This is a genomic window from Streptomyces tateyamensis (assembly GCF_003205575.1).
Lineage (GTDB): Bacteria > Actinomycetota > Actinomycetes > Streptomycetales > Streptomycetaceae > Kitasatospora > Kitasatospora tateyamensis.
The window spans coordinates 18,557-33,456 of the sequence record NZ_PYBW01000043.1 but is presented as its reverse complement, the minus strand read 5'-3'; the positions used below and the strand labels follow the sequence as shown (position 1 = coordinate 33,456).

14 protein-coding genes are annotated in these 14,900 nt (G+C 72.5%); 6 read left to right on the top strand and 8 right to left on the bottom strand.

Annotated elements, in window-relative coordinates:
* Window positions 1–49: 49 nt before the first annotated feature.
* From C7C46_RS13980 to C7C46_RS13960, 5 genes are all read right to left on the bottom strand, one after another.
* Window positions 50–238, bottom strand: a complete 189-nt coding sequence (locus C7C46_RS13980; protein ID WP_110669412.1) for a thiazolylpeptide-type bacteriocin — start codon at window positions 236–238, stop codon at window positions 50–52.
* 47 nt (window positions 239–285) lie between these two features.
* A complete protein-coding gene (locus C7C46_RS13975; protein ID WP_110669410.1) occupies window positions 286–462 on the bottom strand; it encodes a thiazolylpeptide-type bacteriocin in 177 nt (58 codons plus the stop codon).
* A gap of 47 nt (window positions 463–509) precedes the next feature.
* Window positions 510–713 (bottom strand): thiazolylpeptide-type bacteriocin, encoded by a 204-nt coding sequence (locus C7C46_RS13970; RefSeq protein WP_110669408.1) that lies wholly within the window; start codon window positions 711–713, stop codon window positions 510–512.
* 243 nt (window positions 714–956) lie between these two features.
* Window positions 957–2,021: an AraC family transcriptional regulator ligand-binding domain-containing protein gene (locus C7C46_RS13965; protein WP_110669406.1), complete on the bottom strand. Its 1,065-nt coding sequence runs from the start codon at window positions 2,019–2,021 to the stop codon at window positions 957–959.
* A gap of 376 nt (window positions 2,022–2,397) precedes the next feature.
* Window positions 2,398–2,661: a DeoR/GlpR family DNA-binding transcription regulator gene (locus C7C46_RS13960; protein ID WP_281278543.1), complete on the bottom strand. Its 264-nt coding sequence runs from the start codon at window positions 2,659–2,661 to the stop codon at window positions 2,398–2,400.
* A 444-nt stretch (window positions 2,662–3,105) separates the two neighbouring features.
* Between C7C46_RS13960 and C7C46_RS13955 the strand changes: the two genes are divergently transcribed.
* Window positions 3,106–5,748 carry a glycoside hydrolase family 31 protein gene (locus tag C7C46_RS13955; RefSeq protein ID WP_110669404.1) on the top strand — a complete coding sequence of 881 codons (2,643 nt, stop codon included), beginning with the start codon at window positions 3,106–3,108 and terminating at the stop codon, window positions 5,746–5,748.
* Window positions 5,749–5,799: 51 nt separating this feature from the next.
* On the opposite strand, the gene C7C46_RS13950 is transcribed toward C7C46_RS13955, so the two are convergent.
* Both C7C46_RS13950 and C7C46_RS13945 read right to left on the bottom strand, forming a co-directional pair.
* Window positions 5,800–7,332 (bottom strand): ABC transporter substrate-binding protein, encoded by a 1,533-nt coding sequence (locus tag C7C46_RS13950; RefSeq protein WP_245984408.1) that lies wholly within the window; start codon window positions 7,330–7,332, stop codon window positions 5,800–5,802.
* An 18-nt stretch (window positions 7,333–7,350) separates the two neighbouring features.
* The gene (locus C7C46_RS13945; RefSeq protein WP_110669402.1) at window positions 7,351–9,420 is read right to left on the bottom strand and encodes a hypothetical protein; all 2,070 of its coding nucleotides are present in this window, start codon (window positions 9,418–9,420) and stop codon (window positions 7,351–7,353) included.
* A gap of 428 nt (window positions 9,421–9,848) precedes the next feature.
* Here C7C46_RS13945 and C7C46_RS13940 point away from each other — a divergent pair, with 428 nt between their 5' ends.
* The 3 genes from C7C46_RS13940 to C7C46_RS13930 all read left to right on the top strand — a co-directional run bounded on the left by C7C46_RS13940 (window position 9,849) and on the right by C7C46_RS13930 (window position 11,672).
* A complete protein-coding gene (locus C7C46_RS13940; RefSeq protein ID WP_110669400.1) occupies window positions 9,849–10,244 on the top strand; it encodes a spore-associated protein A in 396 nt (131 codons plus the stop codon).
* Window positions 10,245–10,419: 175 nt separating this feature from the next.
* Window positions 10,420–10,671: a Smr/MutS family protein gene (locus C7C46_RS13935; protein WP_110669398.1), complete on the top strand. Its 252-nt coding sequence runs from the start codon at window positions 10,420–10,422 to the stop codon at window positions 10,669–10,671.
* 86 nt (window positions 10,672–10,757) lie between these two features.
* Complete coding sequence (locus C7C46_RS13930) at window positions 10,758–11,672, top strand: Rossmann-fold NAD(P)-binding domain-containing protein (RefSeq protein WP_110669396.1); 915 nt, start codon at window positions 10,758–10,760, stop codon at window positions 11,670–11,672.
* A 60-nt stretch (window positions 11,673–11,732) separates the two neighbouring features.
* Here C7C46_RS13930 and C7C46_RS13925 read toward each other — a convergent pair whose 3' ends face one another.
* The gene (locus C7C46_RS13925) at window positions 11,733–12,635 is read right to left on the bottom strand and encodes a PIG-L family deacetylase (protein ID WP_110669394.1); all 903 of its coding nucleotides are present in this window, start codon (window positions 12,633–12,635) and stop codon (window positions 11,733–11,735) included.
* A gap of 462 nt (window positions 12,636–13,097) precedes the next feature.
* Here C7C46_RS13925 and C7C46_RS13920 point away from each other — a divergent pair, with 462 nt between their 5' ends.
* Both C7C46_RS13920 and C7C46_RS13915 read left to right on the top strand, forming a co-directional pair.
* On the top strand, window positions 13,098–13,868 hold the full coding sequence (locus C7C46_RS13920) for an ATP-binding cassette domain-containing protein (RefSeq protein WP_220040622.1): 771 nt from the start codon (window positions 13,098–13,100) through the stop codon (window positions 13,866–13,868).
* Window positions 13,865–14,893, top strand: coding sequence for an ABC transporter permease (locus tag C7C46_RS13915; RefSeq protein WP_110669390.1), 1,029 nt, complete (start codon window positions 13,865–13,867; stop codon window positions 14,891–14,893). Before C7C46_RS13920 ends, C7C46_RS13915 begins: the two co-directional genes overlap by 4 nt.
* Window positions 14,894–14,900: the final 7 nt, after the last annotated feature.

Sequence of the window (14,900 nt, the reverse complement as noted above, 5' to 3'; positions counted from 1 at the left end):
CGGGCACCTCGGGGCGCACGGTCGATGCCGCACGCCCCGAGGGCGTCTGTCAGCCCGCCGACCCCCAGGGGGTCGGGGTGGGCAGCTGGGGATGGCCGCAGGAGCCGCAGGAACACGGGCCGCCGTACGAGGCCCCGCCCTCGGGCAGGGCGACGGTGTCCCGCATCGAGCTCACCGTGAGGTCCCCGAGGTCGAGGTCGTGGAGCTCGAAGCGCCGGAGATCAGCAGTGTCGGACATGGTGTCTCCCTCACGGGCGGCTGTGCGGCGGGCGGGGTGGGCGCGGGTCAGGCCGGCAGGAGGTGCTGCTGCACGGCGCAGGACGAGGAGCCCTGGCAGGAGCTGGAGCCCCAGGAGGCCCCGCCCTCGGGGAGCGCCGCGCTGTCGCGCAGCGAGCTGACGGTGAGGTCGCTCAGGTCGAGGTCTTCGAGCTCGAAGTGGGGGCGGTCAGCGGTGTCGGACATGGTGTCTCCTTTGCTCCGAGAAACTGCGACGACGGCGACGAGGGAGGTCAGGCCGACTCGGGCACCGGCGGCATCGAGCAGGACGAGGAGACCTGGCAGGAGCTGGAGCCCCAGGAGGCCCCGCCCTCGGGCAGCGCCGCGCTCTCGCGCAGCGAGCTGACGGTGAGGCCGCTCAGGTCGAGGTCCTGGAGCTCGAAGCTCTCGGTCCCGGTGGAACCGGTGGTGCCGGAGGTGCGGGTGGTGCCGGCCATGGTGATCTCCTGACGTCGGGAACACTGGGGATGCATCCCGGGTCGAGCTGATCAAGCGCTGATCTGCCACCGACTGTAGGCAGCGCCTCCCCGGTCGGCACCGGGGGCGCGGGGTGGTCGCGGTACTGCATGACGGCCCGCCCGACACTGCATCAGGTCAGGCGGGCCGTCGGGGTCCGGCCGGGAGGGCACGGCGGGGTCGGGCCGGGGGGCACGGCGGGGTCGGGCCGGAAGGGCGGGCGGTCAGGGCGGAGCGGCTGTCACACCGTCAGGCCCGGTACTGGTCGTGCCGGGCGTAGAGCTCGTCCCACTCCGCCTCGGTGAGCCGGCGGCCCGGACGGCCCGGCGCAGCGTGCGCACGTCGCGGTAGCCGACCCGGGCGGCGATGGCCGGCAGGCTCAGCTCGCTGTCCCGGACCAGCTGCATGGCGCGCTGCTCCCTGACCGACTCGACCTCCTGACGGAACGTCGTACCGAGCTCGTACAGCCGCCGTTGCAGGGTTCGCGGACTGAGGGCCAGCCGACGGGCCGTCGACTCGAGGCTCGGTGCGGCGCCGCCGCCGGCGCACCCGGCGAGCAGCGCGGCGCGGAACCGGTCCTGCCAGGTCAGCGCGGGCCGGGTGGCGGCGAGCGTCATGTCGGCGTGCCGGCGCAGCACTTCCGGCAGCCCCGGGCGGAAGTCGGGCAGCGCGGTGGCCGCATCGTCGGCGAGGAAGGTGAGCGAGTTGCTCGCGGCCCCGAACTCCAGGTTGCGGGTGCCCAGCAGCCGGGTCAGCGCGGAGTGGTCGCGCGGGGCCCGGTGCACCAGAGCGGCGTGCACCGGCACGATCGGCGCCCGCCGCGCCTGTCGGGCCCGCTGCAGGAACAGCACCAGCGCGAACTCCTGGACCGCCGCGACCACCTCCGGCTCCGCGGTGGCGCAGCTGAACCGCAGGGTCACCTGGCTGCCGCTGCGCACCACCTGGAGGGCGTCGATCTCGGGATCGCTGAGCAGGTGGAAGTACCGCCCGGCGTCGCGGGCGCCGTCCAGCACGGTGGCGCCGGAGGTGAACAGGTGGTCCCAGACGCCCAGGCTCCCGGCGGGGACGGACTCCACCAGCCGCTGGGCCAGGCAGGTGTGACGGGCCGCCAGCACCAGCTGCTCCCAGACCAGCAGCCCGGTCGCGGTCGGCACCCGGGCCAGGTCGTCCGCCAGGGTGTCCGGCTCCAGGCCCGCCAACCGGGCGTACCTGTCCGCGCCGACCCCTGCCGCACCGAGCCCCGCCACGCAGCCGCGCATCAGTGCGGTGGAGATCGTCCCGTTGGTCATCCGGGCAATCTAGCGCGGGCGGCCGGGCCTGTCCGGCCGATTGTCGCGCCCGTGAAGACCGGCCCCAGAACGACGAGGGGCCGGGCGCCGGCCGCTTCGGCAGGGTGCTCAGGCACAGGGTGTACTTGTGGCCGTCCTGCCTGTGGACGTAGTAGCCGTCGGACTCGGGGAAGGAGGCCCGGCAGGTGCGCTCGCCGTCGTCGGCGCCGTTCACCCGGCCCCCGTGATGATCAATGAACCGTATGCTTCCGCAAGCTGTCGGCCGTCGGGCCGTCAGGGCCCCTGACCAGGTTCCTGGCAGACGGATCGTCGCCGAACCGTGATCAGGAATCAGCTGGCCGGTTTACTGCTGCGGGCACGGGGGCGGTGGCCCCGCTCAGGCCCGGATCACCTGCGGGCCCAGCATGGCGTAGCGGTGGGCCTCCGCGACGGGCAGGCCGGTGTCGGTGACGATGGCCTCGAAGTCGGCGACCTCGGCGAAGCGGCAGAAGCTGCTCGCGCCGAACTTGGTGTGGTGGCCCAGGAAGACGCGGCGGCGGGAGACGGCCAGGGCCTTGGCCTTGACGTCGGCATCGCGTTCTCCCGCCCTCGTCGCCGCTGTCCGATCATCGGGCCGCGGGCCGGCCGACCGTGCCCGCAGGAGATTTATACCGCCGGGCCGGTGGTGCGCCCCGGTCTGATCCGGGCGAAAAGGCGCCCGCGTGGTGCCCGTCCCGTCGCCCCGCGGAGCTGCGCGGACGGGTGCTCCGGTGGCGGAAACCCCGCGGAGCCTGCCCGAACGGGCACCTTCCGGTGCCCGCTTCGCCTGCGGCCGCGCGCGAGGCGGCAGCGCTGTGGTGCTCCCAGAGCCTGCTGGGGCGGGGTCGGGGCGGGAGCCGCGAGGTGGGCCGGGCCGTCGGGTCGCCGACTACCGGTGGGCGCGCCTGCGCAGAACTGCGCGCAGAAGGCCTTGAACGTGCAGAAACGTACTGCTAGCCTCCCTCGGGCGCGAGCAGGGGCTCACGTATCGTCAGTCACCTTTCATGGCCGCCTCATTGGTCCCGCGCCGCACCGCACGGTTCACCCCCTACCGCTTGGACGTGGCATGCGAACTACCCTCACCCGGTTACCCCGCACCGCCCTGGCCGTCGTGCTGGCCGTGGTCTGCGCGCTGCTCGCCGGCCAGCCCGCCGCGCGGGCGGCCACCCCGGCCGCCGGCACCCTCGCGCTCGGCGGCAGCCACCAGCTGAGCTGGCAGAGCCCGGTCTACGCCAATGGCTCGGTCCCGGACCCGTCCCACTGCCCGCCGCAGGCCCAGGACCCCGGCGGCGGGACCTGCGACCACTTCGACCTGACCGTCGACGTGCCGGCCTCCTACTGGCAGGGCAACCCGGACGGCGGCGTGCCGGTCTCGATCCGGTGGCAGGACCCGACCAACGACTTCGACCTCTACATCTACGACAGCGCCGGCCACGAGGTCGCCGAGAGCGCCGGCTCCACCGACCCCGAGGCGACGGTGATCCCGGCCGCCTCCGGCACCTACCACGTGGTGGTGGTGCCGTACGCGGTGACCAACGCCTCCTACACCGGGACCGCGAACATCCCCGGCAGCACCACGGTCGGCCAGGTCACCGGCTTCTCCCGCGCCGACGACGGCAGCTACCGGCTGCAGGCCGGCACCGCCGCCGCCCGGATCGACTTCACCGGCGAGGACGTCTTCCGGCTCCAGCTCGCCCCCGACGGCACCTTCACCGACCCGGCCGGGCGCGAGATGGTCCGCAACCCGCCGGCCACCGTCAAGTCCACCACCGCGCGCGACGCCGGCGACTACTACGCGATCGCCAGCAGGGACCTGACCCTGCGCGCCTACAAGAACCCGCTGCGGTTCGCCCTCTACCGGGCCGACAACCGCACCCTGGTCTGGCAGGAGACCCAGGGCCTGACCTGGACCGAGGACGCGGTGCAGCAGACCCTGGCGCGCAGCGCGCAGGAGCAGTTCTACGGCGCGGGCGAGCAGAACGGCAGCTTCTCGCACCGCGACCGGACCGTGCACGTGGCCAACAACTTCAACTGGAACGAGGGCGGCTACAACAACTCGCAGCCGTTCTACCTGTCCAGCAACGGCTACGGCGTGTTCCGCAACACCTTCGCCCCCGGGGTCTACAGCTTCGGCGACCCGGTCCGCACCTCCGCCCAGGAGCGCCGGTTCGACGGCTACTTCATGACCAGCCCCGACAAGCCCGACCTGAGGAGCGTGATCGGCCAGTACACCGACCTGGTCGGCAAGCCGTTCATGCCGCCGGTCTACGGCCTGGAGCCGGGCGACTCGGACTGCTACCTGCACAACGCCAACCGGGGCGAGCGGCACACCACGGACGCGCTGGCGGTGGCCGACGGCTACACCTCGCACCAGACCCCGCTGGGCTGGATGCTGGTCAACGACGGATACGGCTGCGGCTACGAGAACCTCCAGCAGACCGGGCAGGGCCTGCGCGACCACCACGCCCAGCTGGGCCTGTGGACCTCCACCGGCCTGCCGAACCAGGGCGAGGAGGTCAAGGCCGGGGTGCGGGTGCGCAAACTGGACGTGGGCTGGGTCGGCCCCGGCTACCAGTTCGCGCTGGACGGCTGCCAGCAGGCGTACGACGGCATCGAGCAGAACAGCGACGCCCGCGGCTTCGTCTGGCTGCCGGTCTCCTGGGCCGGCGCGCAGCGCTGCGGCGTGCTGTGGAGCGGCGACCAGACCGGCAGCTACGACTACGTCCGCTGGCAGATCCCCACCTACGCGGGTGCCACCATGTCCGGCATCGCCTACGACACCGGCGACGTGGGCGGCATCTTCGGCAGCGACCCGAAGGTGGAGACCCGGGACCTGGAGTCGAAGACCTTCATCCCGACCATCATGACCATGGACGGCTGGGCCAAGAGCGACAAGCAGCCCTGGGGCTTCGGCGAGCCGTACACCTCGGTCAACAACAAGTACCTCCAGCTCAAGGAGCGCCTGCTGCCCTACCTCTACACGCTGGCGGCGCAGGCCCACCGCAGCGGCGTCGGCGCGGTGCGCCCACTGGTGCTGGAGTACCCGGACGACGCCAACACCTGGGGCGACGCGGCCAAGTACGAGTTCCTCAGCGGTGACAGCTTCCTGGTCGCCCCGGTCTACGACTCCTCCGACACCCGCAACGGGATCTACCTGCCCGCGGGCACCTGGGTGGACTACTGGACCGGGAAGACCTACCAGGGCCCGACCACGATCAACGGCTACCACGCACCGCTGGACACCCTGCCGCTCTTCGTCAAGGGCGGGGCGGTGGTGCCGATGTGGCCGCAGGGCACCCTCTCCTGGCAGACCCGCGACACCGGCAGGCTGGACTACGACGTCTACGCCCAGGGCGACTCGCAGTTCACCCTGTACGAGGACGACGGCACCAGCCGCGCCTACCAGCAGGGCGCGAGCGCGACCCAGCAGGTCACCGTGCACGCCACCGGCCACGGCCACGGCTCCACCGAGCTGACGGTGGGTCCGAGCGTGGGCGACTACGCGGGCAAGCCGGCCGCGCGGTCCTACGAGTTCACCGTGCACGTGGGCGCGGCCCCGGCCCAGGTGCTGCTGGACGGCCACCCGTTGCCGGCCGCCTCGTGGAGCTGGGACCGGGCCGCCGGTACGGTGCACGTGACCACGCCGGCCCTGGCCACCGGCGCCGGCTTCACCCTGCACCTGCCGGGCGCGGGCGCTCTGGCCGGCTGACCGGCAGCCGGTGCGGGGCCGTGCCGCGGCCCCGCACCGGCCGACCGGGCGTTACGGGTGGCCGTCCGGTGGCGTGCCGGTGCTGGAGGTGACCGCGACCGTGCTGACCTGGGCGTCCGGGGTCAGCCGGACGATCGGGATGGCTTTGTTCTTCGGGTTGCCGTCGGCGCCCAGCGAGATCAGGCCGCTGGCGCCGGAGACCGCCCGGGTGCCGTAGAGCGAGGTCAGCATCTGCACCACGTCCGGGCCGGTGACCGGGGCGCCGCCGGCAGCGGCGGAGCGGATGGCGGTCACGGCGGTCAGCACCGCGTCGTGTCCCATGACGGCCTGGCCGTCGGTGAGCGACTCCTGCGGGAAGGCGGCCTTGAACTCGCCGCCGTCCTGGAAGGGCTCGATCGCGGTGCGCGCGTACGACTGCGGCCGCACCTGCCAGGCGCCCGGGTGGGCGAGCCCGGTGTAGAGCAGCGTGATGTTGCCCTGTTGCAGGTCCTGCCTGACCAGACCGATGTCCGGTGACTGCACGACCTCCGAGGCGTCGTCGCCGGAGATCACCGTCACCTGCTTGCCCGCGCAGGAGCGGTGGGACAGCGGCTCCAGGAACCTGGGCAGGTGGATCCCGCGCCCGGCGAAGAAGACCACGTCCGGGCTGGAGTTGCACAGGTTGGCCATCTGCAGCAGGAAGTAGGTCGAGACGTCCGACTTGGAGGAGTCGTACTCCATCGGCTGCTTGTCCTGCAGCTCCGGCGGATAGCTCTTGCGGAACTGGTCGGCCAGGGTGCGGCTGTACAGGTCGTCGGACTTGCGGTCCTGCACCACCAGCACCTTGGCGTTCGGGTAGTCCTTGGCCAGGTAGGCCGCCGCGGCCGTCGCCTCGTCGGAGTTGGGCGGAGCCACCCGCACCAGGCCGGGGATGTCCTGGAGGTCGTCGGCGGTGATCACCGCCCCGAAGGCGGCGATGTCCTCCTTGGTGAGCCGCAGGATGGCGGCCTTGGTCGACTCGGTGCTGGTGCCGAGCCCCGCGACCGCGACGACGTGGTCGGCGGAGCGCTGTGCCTCGATCCGGCCGAGGGTGTAGTCGCGCTGGATGTCGGTGGCTCCGGTGTGCCCGAGCAGGAGCCGGATCTTCGGCGAGTCACCGCTGATGTAGCGGTGGTTGGCCTCCAGCTGGGCGGCGTACGCGCCCTCGATCTCGTGCCGGATCGAGTCCGCGGTGGTGGAGCCGTCCTGGCCCTGGACCATCGGCATCAGGTAGACCACGCTGACCCAGGGCGTGCCGCCCGGTTTGGCTCCGGCCTCGCGCACGCTGCTGTTCTCGGTGCGGATCCGCCCGAAGACGTCCTTCAGGTCCGGGGAGAACGGGAAGGCGCCGTCGGTCAGGCCGACGCAGGCGCTGTCCGCGCCGACGTGCGCCACGCCGTCGGCGCAGCTGGTGCTCGCGGGCCGGGTGCCGAGGTAGATCCCGCTGCCGGTCAGCGCGAGCACGACCAGCAGGGCGGCGCTCCCGAGCCGGCCGCGCCACCAGGGGCGCGGCAGGTCCCAGGGCTCCAGGGTGGTTGTCCGGGCTTTGGCGAACGGCGACCTCACACTGAACCTCCTTGACACTCAGGCCGGGTGGACTTCGTAGCGGGCGGCCTCCGAGCGCAGCACGGCGCTGTTCGCGTCGGTGTGCCAGGCCAGATCCTGGAAGGAGGCGCTGATGGTGAAGTTGAGCTCCGGCCGGGAACTCGGCAGCCGGTTGCGCGGATCGACGGCCAGCCAGAGCGAGGTGACCAGCAGTGCCAGCGCCCGGTGGTCGCGGAAGGCCTCGGGGGCCAGCTCGCGGGCCAGCAGGTCCGCCCGGTAGGAGGCGGTCACGGCGAGGTCCACCGGCTGGCGCATCGGTGCCGCGGTGATCGCGTACAGCTCGTACAGCCAGGCCTCGGTCGGCAGGGCGTGCAGGCTGGTCTCCAGGCGGCGGACCACCTCCTCGACCCGGCCGAGGGCGAGCCGGTGGTAGTAGGCGGTCAGCAGATGGCCCTCGCGGGCGGCGTGCCAGGAGTGCAGCCGCTGGTGCGCGGTGTGCCAGTCCGGGTACGGGCCGTCGGCCGGCCGGTCGGCGAGCTCGCGCAGCAGCAGCAGCCACAGCCAGGGCTGCAGCACCGGGGAGTCGCGCACCAGCTGCGGGTGCGCGCCGCGCCCGGTGGTGGGCAGGTAGCGCGAGCCGCGGCCGCCGCGGGTGCCGGCGTCCTCGGTCAGCGGCGGGACCAGCCACAGCCGCTGGGCGGTCTCCTCCAGCAGCGTTCCCCGCAGCCGCGCGGAGGAGTCCGCCAACAGCGGGGAGTTGACGGCCGACTCCATGTCCCGGGAGGCGGCGCAGGTGACCAGGCCGGCCAACTGCTCGGCCTCCATGCCCTGGAGCAGGTAGCGCAGCGCCTCCTGCCGCAGGGTGGCCCGGGGCGCCGCGTCGGCGCTCCCGTTGGCCAACGGACCGGAGTCGAGGATGCCGCGCAGCCGCACGTCGGCGTCCGGCCGGTCGATCATCCGGGCGGCCGCCTGCTGCATCCGCAGGACGCTCCACGGGTGCCCGTAGGTCAGCCGGTGCACCAGCGGGGTCGCCTCGGGCAGCCGGGGAGCGATCTCCTCGGCCAGCCGGGAGACCTGTCCCGACGTCAGATCCGGCAGCTGGACGGCGTACCACCACCAGGAGGTGTCCGCGCGGTACTGCGGGATGCCGAAGCGCCAGTCGCCGTACGAGGCCTGGTACGCCTCGCGGATCCGCAGGCCCGCCGGCCCGGGGTCGAACGGGCCGGGCACCGCGCGGGCGGTGGAGGCGGTGGCGACGGTGAGCAGCGGATCGCAGCCCGCGCCCTCCCTGCGGGTCAGCGACTCCCGTACCTCCAGCAGCAGGGAGAGGAAGCGGGTGCCGCCGCCGTGGTCGATGTTGTCCAGCAGCACCAGGCAGTTGCGGTCCCGGCCGTGTCTTCGGTACGCCGCCCGCAGGTCGGCGAGGAACGCCTCGCAGAGCAGCCGGTCGACCTGGTCGACATCGGCCTGGTCCTCGCTCCGGCTGCGCTCGTTGAGCGCGACCAGGGCGTCCAGCGGAGCCTGCGAACCGCCTGTGCCGTACCACTCGAGGCCGGACCGGGAGACGGCGTTGAGCAGGCGCGGGCCGAGGCCCTTGAACAGCAGCGCGGCCATCAGGCCGGCGCCGGGCACCGGCAGGATGCCGAGGTCGTTGAGCAGCCCGACGCCTTCGGCGAGCGCGTCGGGGAGCACCCCGGCACTGCGCCGGCGGGCCTCGCGCATCCGCTTTTCCAGCTGCCACCGGGCATGGTCGGGACTGTTGACGTCCAGCACCAGATCGGGGTCGACGGCGACCAGGCCGTGGATCAGCCGGGGGAAGTGCAGCCCCTTCGCGGTCAGCGAGAGCCGGAAGGCCAACCGGGCGGCGACCTCGTAGGGGCGCAGCGTGCCGGCGGCGAAGTCGTGGCCGGCCTGCGGGGCGGTGGAGGCGCGGTGCGAAAGGTAGCGGAGCACGGAGGTCTTGCCGCTGCCGTGCCGGCCCAGTAGCACGATGACCGGCAGGTTCCGGTCCGGCCGCCGGCCGTCGGGCACGCTCGCGCGGATCCAGCAGTCGCGGACCAGGTCCTCGATGACCTGGACACCCAGCGGGCGGAGCGGTGTCTCGGGCACGCTGCTGATCCCCCTTCAGCCTCGCAACGGTCGCCACAGCCGTCGGCCGCGGGCACTCATGGTGCCACGAAGTCTTCGGCAGAGTATTCGAGTTGTTCAGGATCTGAGGGTTCTCGGCAGGTACCGGCTCGGTGATGATCTTGCACCTAGCTGCCAAGCGCCTTGGTGCCACCTCTTCAGTCGTGACACCGCCTCGTGTGGACGGCAGGATCTTTCTCAGCAGCGGAGAACGTCACAAGAACCGGGACGAGTTCCGCGAACCATCGAGCGGCACGGAGTTGGTGGCGAGACAGGGGAGAACGCCTCGTCAACCCGGCGCCGGGGACTCGGCAGTCCGGCCTGTCCGCGGAACACGCTCACTCCAACGCCCTGGCAGCGGCCGAGGGCATCCCCTCCGTCTCCCTTTCCTGAAAGAAGGCTGTTTCGCCATGCACCTCCTGAAGAAGATCGTTGCCGTCGCCGCCATTGCCGGACCGATGCTCCTCGCGATTCCCGCGACCGCTGAGGCAGCCGGTTACAACGGCGCGTGCGGCAGCGGGTACGCCGTCATCGACTCGCTGCCGTTGGCGGAGGGAACCGTGTTCCTCACCTACAACAGCTCCAACGGCTACAACTGCGTGGTGACCGTCCGCAGCACCCCGAGCTCGTACCTGAAGTCGATGGACGCGGGCATCCGGCTCTCCGGCGGCACCTGGACCGAGGACGGCGGCTTCTACACGACCTACGCCGGCCCGGTGCGCCTCCACGCGCCGCACTCGTGCATCGACTGGCAGGGCAGCATCGACGGCGAGGTCAACTACCAGTACAACTCGCACTGCGGCTGACTACGCTCGTGACCGCTTGCGGTAGCTGTCCAGGATGTCCTGCCATGCGGTGGTCCGGTCATGGTGTCCCGCCGAGACGGCGGTGCGGTCCGGGATCGCACCGCCGTCTCGGCGGGCGGCCCGTGTCGTACCTGAGTGGACGGCAGGTCCCTCTTCTCTTCTAAGGTGCAGCCTCATGCGTAGTCTCGACCTGCACCCGATCTTCCGCAACAACCGCGACATCGAGCTGGCGATGCGCCAGTTCCTGTTCGCCGCCGCCCGCTCCGGCGACCCGGTGGCCGAGATCATCCCCGGCAAGGGCTCCGGGCAGTTGAAGCGCCGGGTGCTGGCCTTCCTGGACCAGAAGCACATCCGCCGCCTCTACCTGCGCCACTCGGAGGACCCGAAGAACCCCGGTCGGGTGCTGGTCCACTTCCGCGAGCCGTGAGGTCCGCCGCCCGCCCGCCGAACGGCCGTAGGATCGCTGACGGCCGCTCAGGTGGCCCCGGGTCAGTTCGAGGTCGGGAGGCGGTCGTGGGACTGCAGGTGATTGTCGGTGCCGGTCCGGTCGGCACCGCGACGGCGCTGCTGCTCGCCGAGCGGGGCGAGCAGGTCCGGCTGCTGAGCCGGCGCGGCGGCGGCCCCGAGCACCCCGGGGTGGAACGGGTCGCGGCCGACGCCACCGACCCGGACCGCGTCAGCGCGCTGGCCGAGGGCGCCGCCGCGCTCTACAACTGCGCCAACCCCGCCTACCACCAGTGGCTCACCGACTGGCCCCCGCTGGCGGCCGCGCTGCTGACCGCCGCCGAGCGCAGCGGCGCCGTGCTCGCCACGGCCAACAACCTCTACGGCTACGGCCCGGTCACCGGCCCGATGACCGAGCAGACGCCGCTGGCGGCCACCCACCCGAAGCTGCGGCTGCGGGCCGACATGTGGCGCGACGCGCTGGCCCGGCACGAGGCCGGGCGGATCCGGGCCACCGAGGTGCGCGGCAGCGACTACCTGGAGGCGAACTCGATCATCACCTTCGCGCTCGGCAAGCCGCTGCTGGCCGGCCGGCGGGCGTACGTGCCGTCGGCGCTCGACGTGCCGCACAGCTGGACCTCGATCACCGACGTGGCCCGGACCCTGATCACCGTCGCGGCGGACGAGCGGGCCTGGGGCAAGCCCTGGCACGTGCCGAGCAACCCCGCGCTGACCGTGCGCGAGCTGGCCGGGCAGTTCGCCGCGGCGGCCGGGGCGCCCGCCGCGAAGGTCTCCCGGATCCCGTACCCGGTGATGTGGGCCGTAGGCCTGTTCTCCCCGATGGTGCGGGAACTGCGGACCACCCGCTACCAGTTCGAGCAGCCCTTCGTATTGGACTCCTCGCTCACCACGGCCACCTTCGGCCTGGAGCCCACCCCGCTCGCCGAGGCCCTGGCGGCCGCTGCGGCGGCGCTGCGCGACTGACCCCGTGTGGCCCCGCTCCGCGGAGCGGGGCCACACGGGGTCGGAGTTGCCGGCCGAGGATCAGCGCAGACCGGCGAAGAGGTCGGTCTCCGGCACCGCGCCGTCGCTGGGACCCGAGACCCGCAGGAAGGTCTCCACGCCCATCAGCTCGGTGAACCGCTCCTTGCCCATGTGCAGGAAGAAGATGCTCTCGCTCTGACTGGCGTGCGCGGCCAGCGAGTCGTACTTCTGGGCGCCGAAGGCGGTGACGTCCACCCAGGTGGTGACCTGGTCGTCGGGCAGCCCGATCTGCGACATGTCGGGCAGCTCGGCGCCCGCGTCCGGCTGGCTCGGCTGCCCGGCCGCCGGGTCGTCCTGCGCCGCGGCCTGCGGCTCGCTCCCGCTCTCGTTCTCGGACTGGGAGGCGAACTCGCGCATGGCCTCGCCGAACCGCCGCATCGCCGAGTGCGGCGCCGTGGTCCAGTAGACCTTGGGCTGCAGCTCGCCGGTCAGCTCCAGCGCCGCCATGGTGATGCGGTGCGCCTGGATGTGGTCGGGGTGGCCGTAGAAGCCGTTCTCGTCGTAGGTGACGACCACGTCCGGCTGGTAGCGGCGGATCAGTTCGGCGAGGCGGGCCGCGCCCTCCTCGACCGGGGTGCGCCAGAAGGAGTTGGGCGCGTCGTTGGCCGCCCAGCCCATCATCCCGGAGTCGGCGTAGCCCAGCGTCTCCAGGTGACTGATCTTCAGCACCTCGCAGCTCGCCGCCAGCTCCTTCAGCCGCATCGCGGCGACGGCTTCCGGGTCGTGCCCGGGCTCGCCCGGCTTGACCCCGCCCGGCCCGTCACCGCAGCCGCCGTCGGTACAGGTCACCAGGACCGTGCGGATGCCCTCCGCCGCGTAGCGGGCCAGCACACCGCCCGTCCCGGTGGCCTCGTCGTCGGGGTGGGCGTGCACGGCCATCAGCGTCAGCGGTCGGTCGACCATGATCTCATCCTCCGGTGTGAATGGTGCTCAGGCAGAGTCTGCGTCATGGGAACGACAGGCGGCGCGCATTATCGGACCGACCGGCAGGCCGGCGCGGTCGGTGCGTGGTGGCGAAGGGCCTGGTGGCGGAGGGCGCGGGGCCGGGCTGCGGGGGCCGGGGGCCTGCGGAGCCCGGGGGCCTGTGCGGGGGATACCCGGGGGATACCCGCCACCCATCGGTGGCAATCCGGCGCGTGGTGCAGGCAAGTTGGCGTTTGAAAGGGTGATGCTGGGGCAGGAGTTGCCGCCCTTGTCACAACCCTTGACACCGTGACCCCTCGTGAGTTCACTGTGACTCCCAGTGAGTTTCACATCCCCCCGCACGCGACGACGATGTCCTGCCTCCCGGCGGGCGGGGTGGTCGCACGCGGCGGCACGGCGCAGGGAGGAACGGTGTCGGAGCCTCTGCTGGAAGCACGCGGTGTGGTCAAACAGTTCGGCCAGGTGCAGGCCCTGCAGGGGGCGGACTTCACGGCCTTCGCCGGTGAGGTCGTCGCCCTGATCGGCGACAACGGCGCGGGGAAGTCCACCCTGGTCAACGTGCTGTCGGGGGTGATCGCCCCGGATGCCGGACAGCTCCGGCTCGGCGGGGCTCCGGTCCGTTTCGCCGGGCCGGCCGACGCCCGGCGGCACGGTGTGGAGACCGTCTACCAGGACCTGTCCATGGCGCCCGACCTGGACGCCGCCGCCAACCTGTACCTCGGTCGGGAGCTGCTGCGCGGCGGGCTGCTCGGCCGCCTCGGGGTGCTGGACCGGACGGCGATGCGGCGCGAGGCGGTCAAGGCCTTCGCCGAACTGGGCGTCACCCTCAAGGAGGTGACGGCACCGGTGGCCACCCTGTCCGGCGGCCAGCGGCAGTCGGTGGCGGTCGCCCGCGCGGTCGCCTTCGCCAACCGGGTCATCTTCATGGACGAACCGACGGCGGCGCTCGGCGTGGTGCAGCGCGCCCGGGTGCTGGAGACCGTCCGGCGGGTAGCCGAGCGCGGCATCTGCGTGGTGCTGATCAGCCACAACATGCCCGAGGTGCTCTCGGTCGCCGACCGGATCGAGGTGCTGCGGCTGGGCCGCCGGGTCGCCTCCTTCGCGGCGGCGGGCACCACGATCGAGGACTTGGTGGGTGCCATGACCGGTTCGCTCGACCAGGACCGGCCCGCCCCCGACACCGGAGCGAGGAACGCGGAGGACCTGAGATGACCGCCACCACGGGGGAGCGCGTCGAGCAGGGGCCCAGCCCGGCGGTGTCCTGGCCGCGCCGGCTGGCCGGGATCAGCGAGCTGTGGACCTTCCTGGTGCTGGCCGCCCTGGTGCTCTTCTTCAGCATCGCCGCGCCCGGCAAGTTCTTCACCACCTACGACCTCACCCAGATCGCCGTGAACGCGGCCATCTACCTGGTGCTCGGCGTCGGCATGACGTACGTGGTCATCACGGCCGGCATCGACCTGTCGATCGGCTCGGTGCTGGTGCTGGCCGCGGTGGCCGCCGGCGAGTACAACATCGGCCACGGCGGTGCCGCGGCCGGCTGGGGCACCGTGGCCTGCTGCGTGCTGATCGCGCTGGCGGTCGGCGCCGGCTGGGGCGCGCTGCAGGGGCTGCTGGTGGCGACCGGCAAGGTGCCGCCGCTGATCGTCACCCTGGGCGGCCTCGGCACGGCCCTCGGGCTGGCCGAACTCGCCACCGGCGGCCAGGATCCGGCCGGGGCCGCGGCCGCCAACCTGCAGAACACCCTCGGCTTCGGCAAGCTGCTCGGCATCCCGTGGCTGGTGGTGCTCGCCGCGGGCGTCACCCTGGTCTTCGGCCTGGTGCTGGGGGGCACCCGGTTCGGCACCCACACCCTCGCGCTCGGCTCCAACCCGGCCGCCGCGCGCCGGGCCGGCATCCGGGTCGGCCGCCACCTGGTGCAGGTGTACGCGCTGATGGGCGTGCTGGCGGGCCTGGGCGCGGTGATGTGGCTGGCCTCCTACGGCACCACCTCGATCGCCGGCCACGCCACCGACAACCTGAAGGTGATCACCGCGGTCGTGCTCGGCGGCACCAGCCTGTTCGGCGGCCGCGGCTCGGTGCTCGGCACGGTGATCGGCGTCTTCATCCCGGCGGTCCTGACGACCGGTCTGATCGTCATCGGCGTCCAGCAGTACTGGCAGGACGTGGCCGTCGGCATCGTCCTGGTCGCCGCGGTCTACGTGGACCAGCTGCGGCGCAGCGCCCGCGAACGCAGCTGACCTCCCG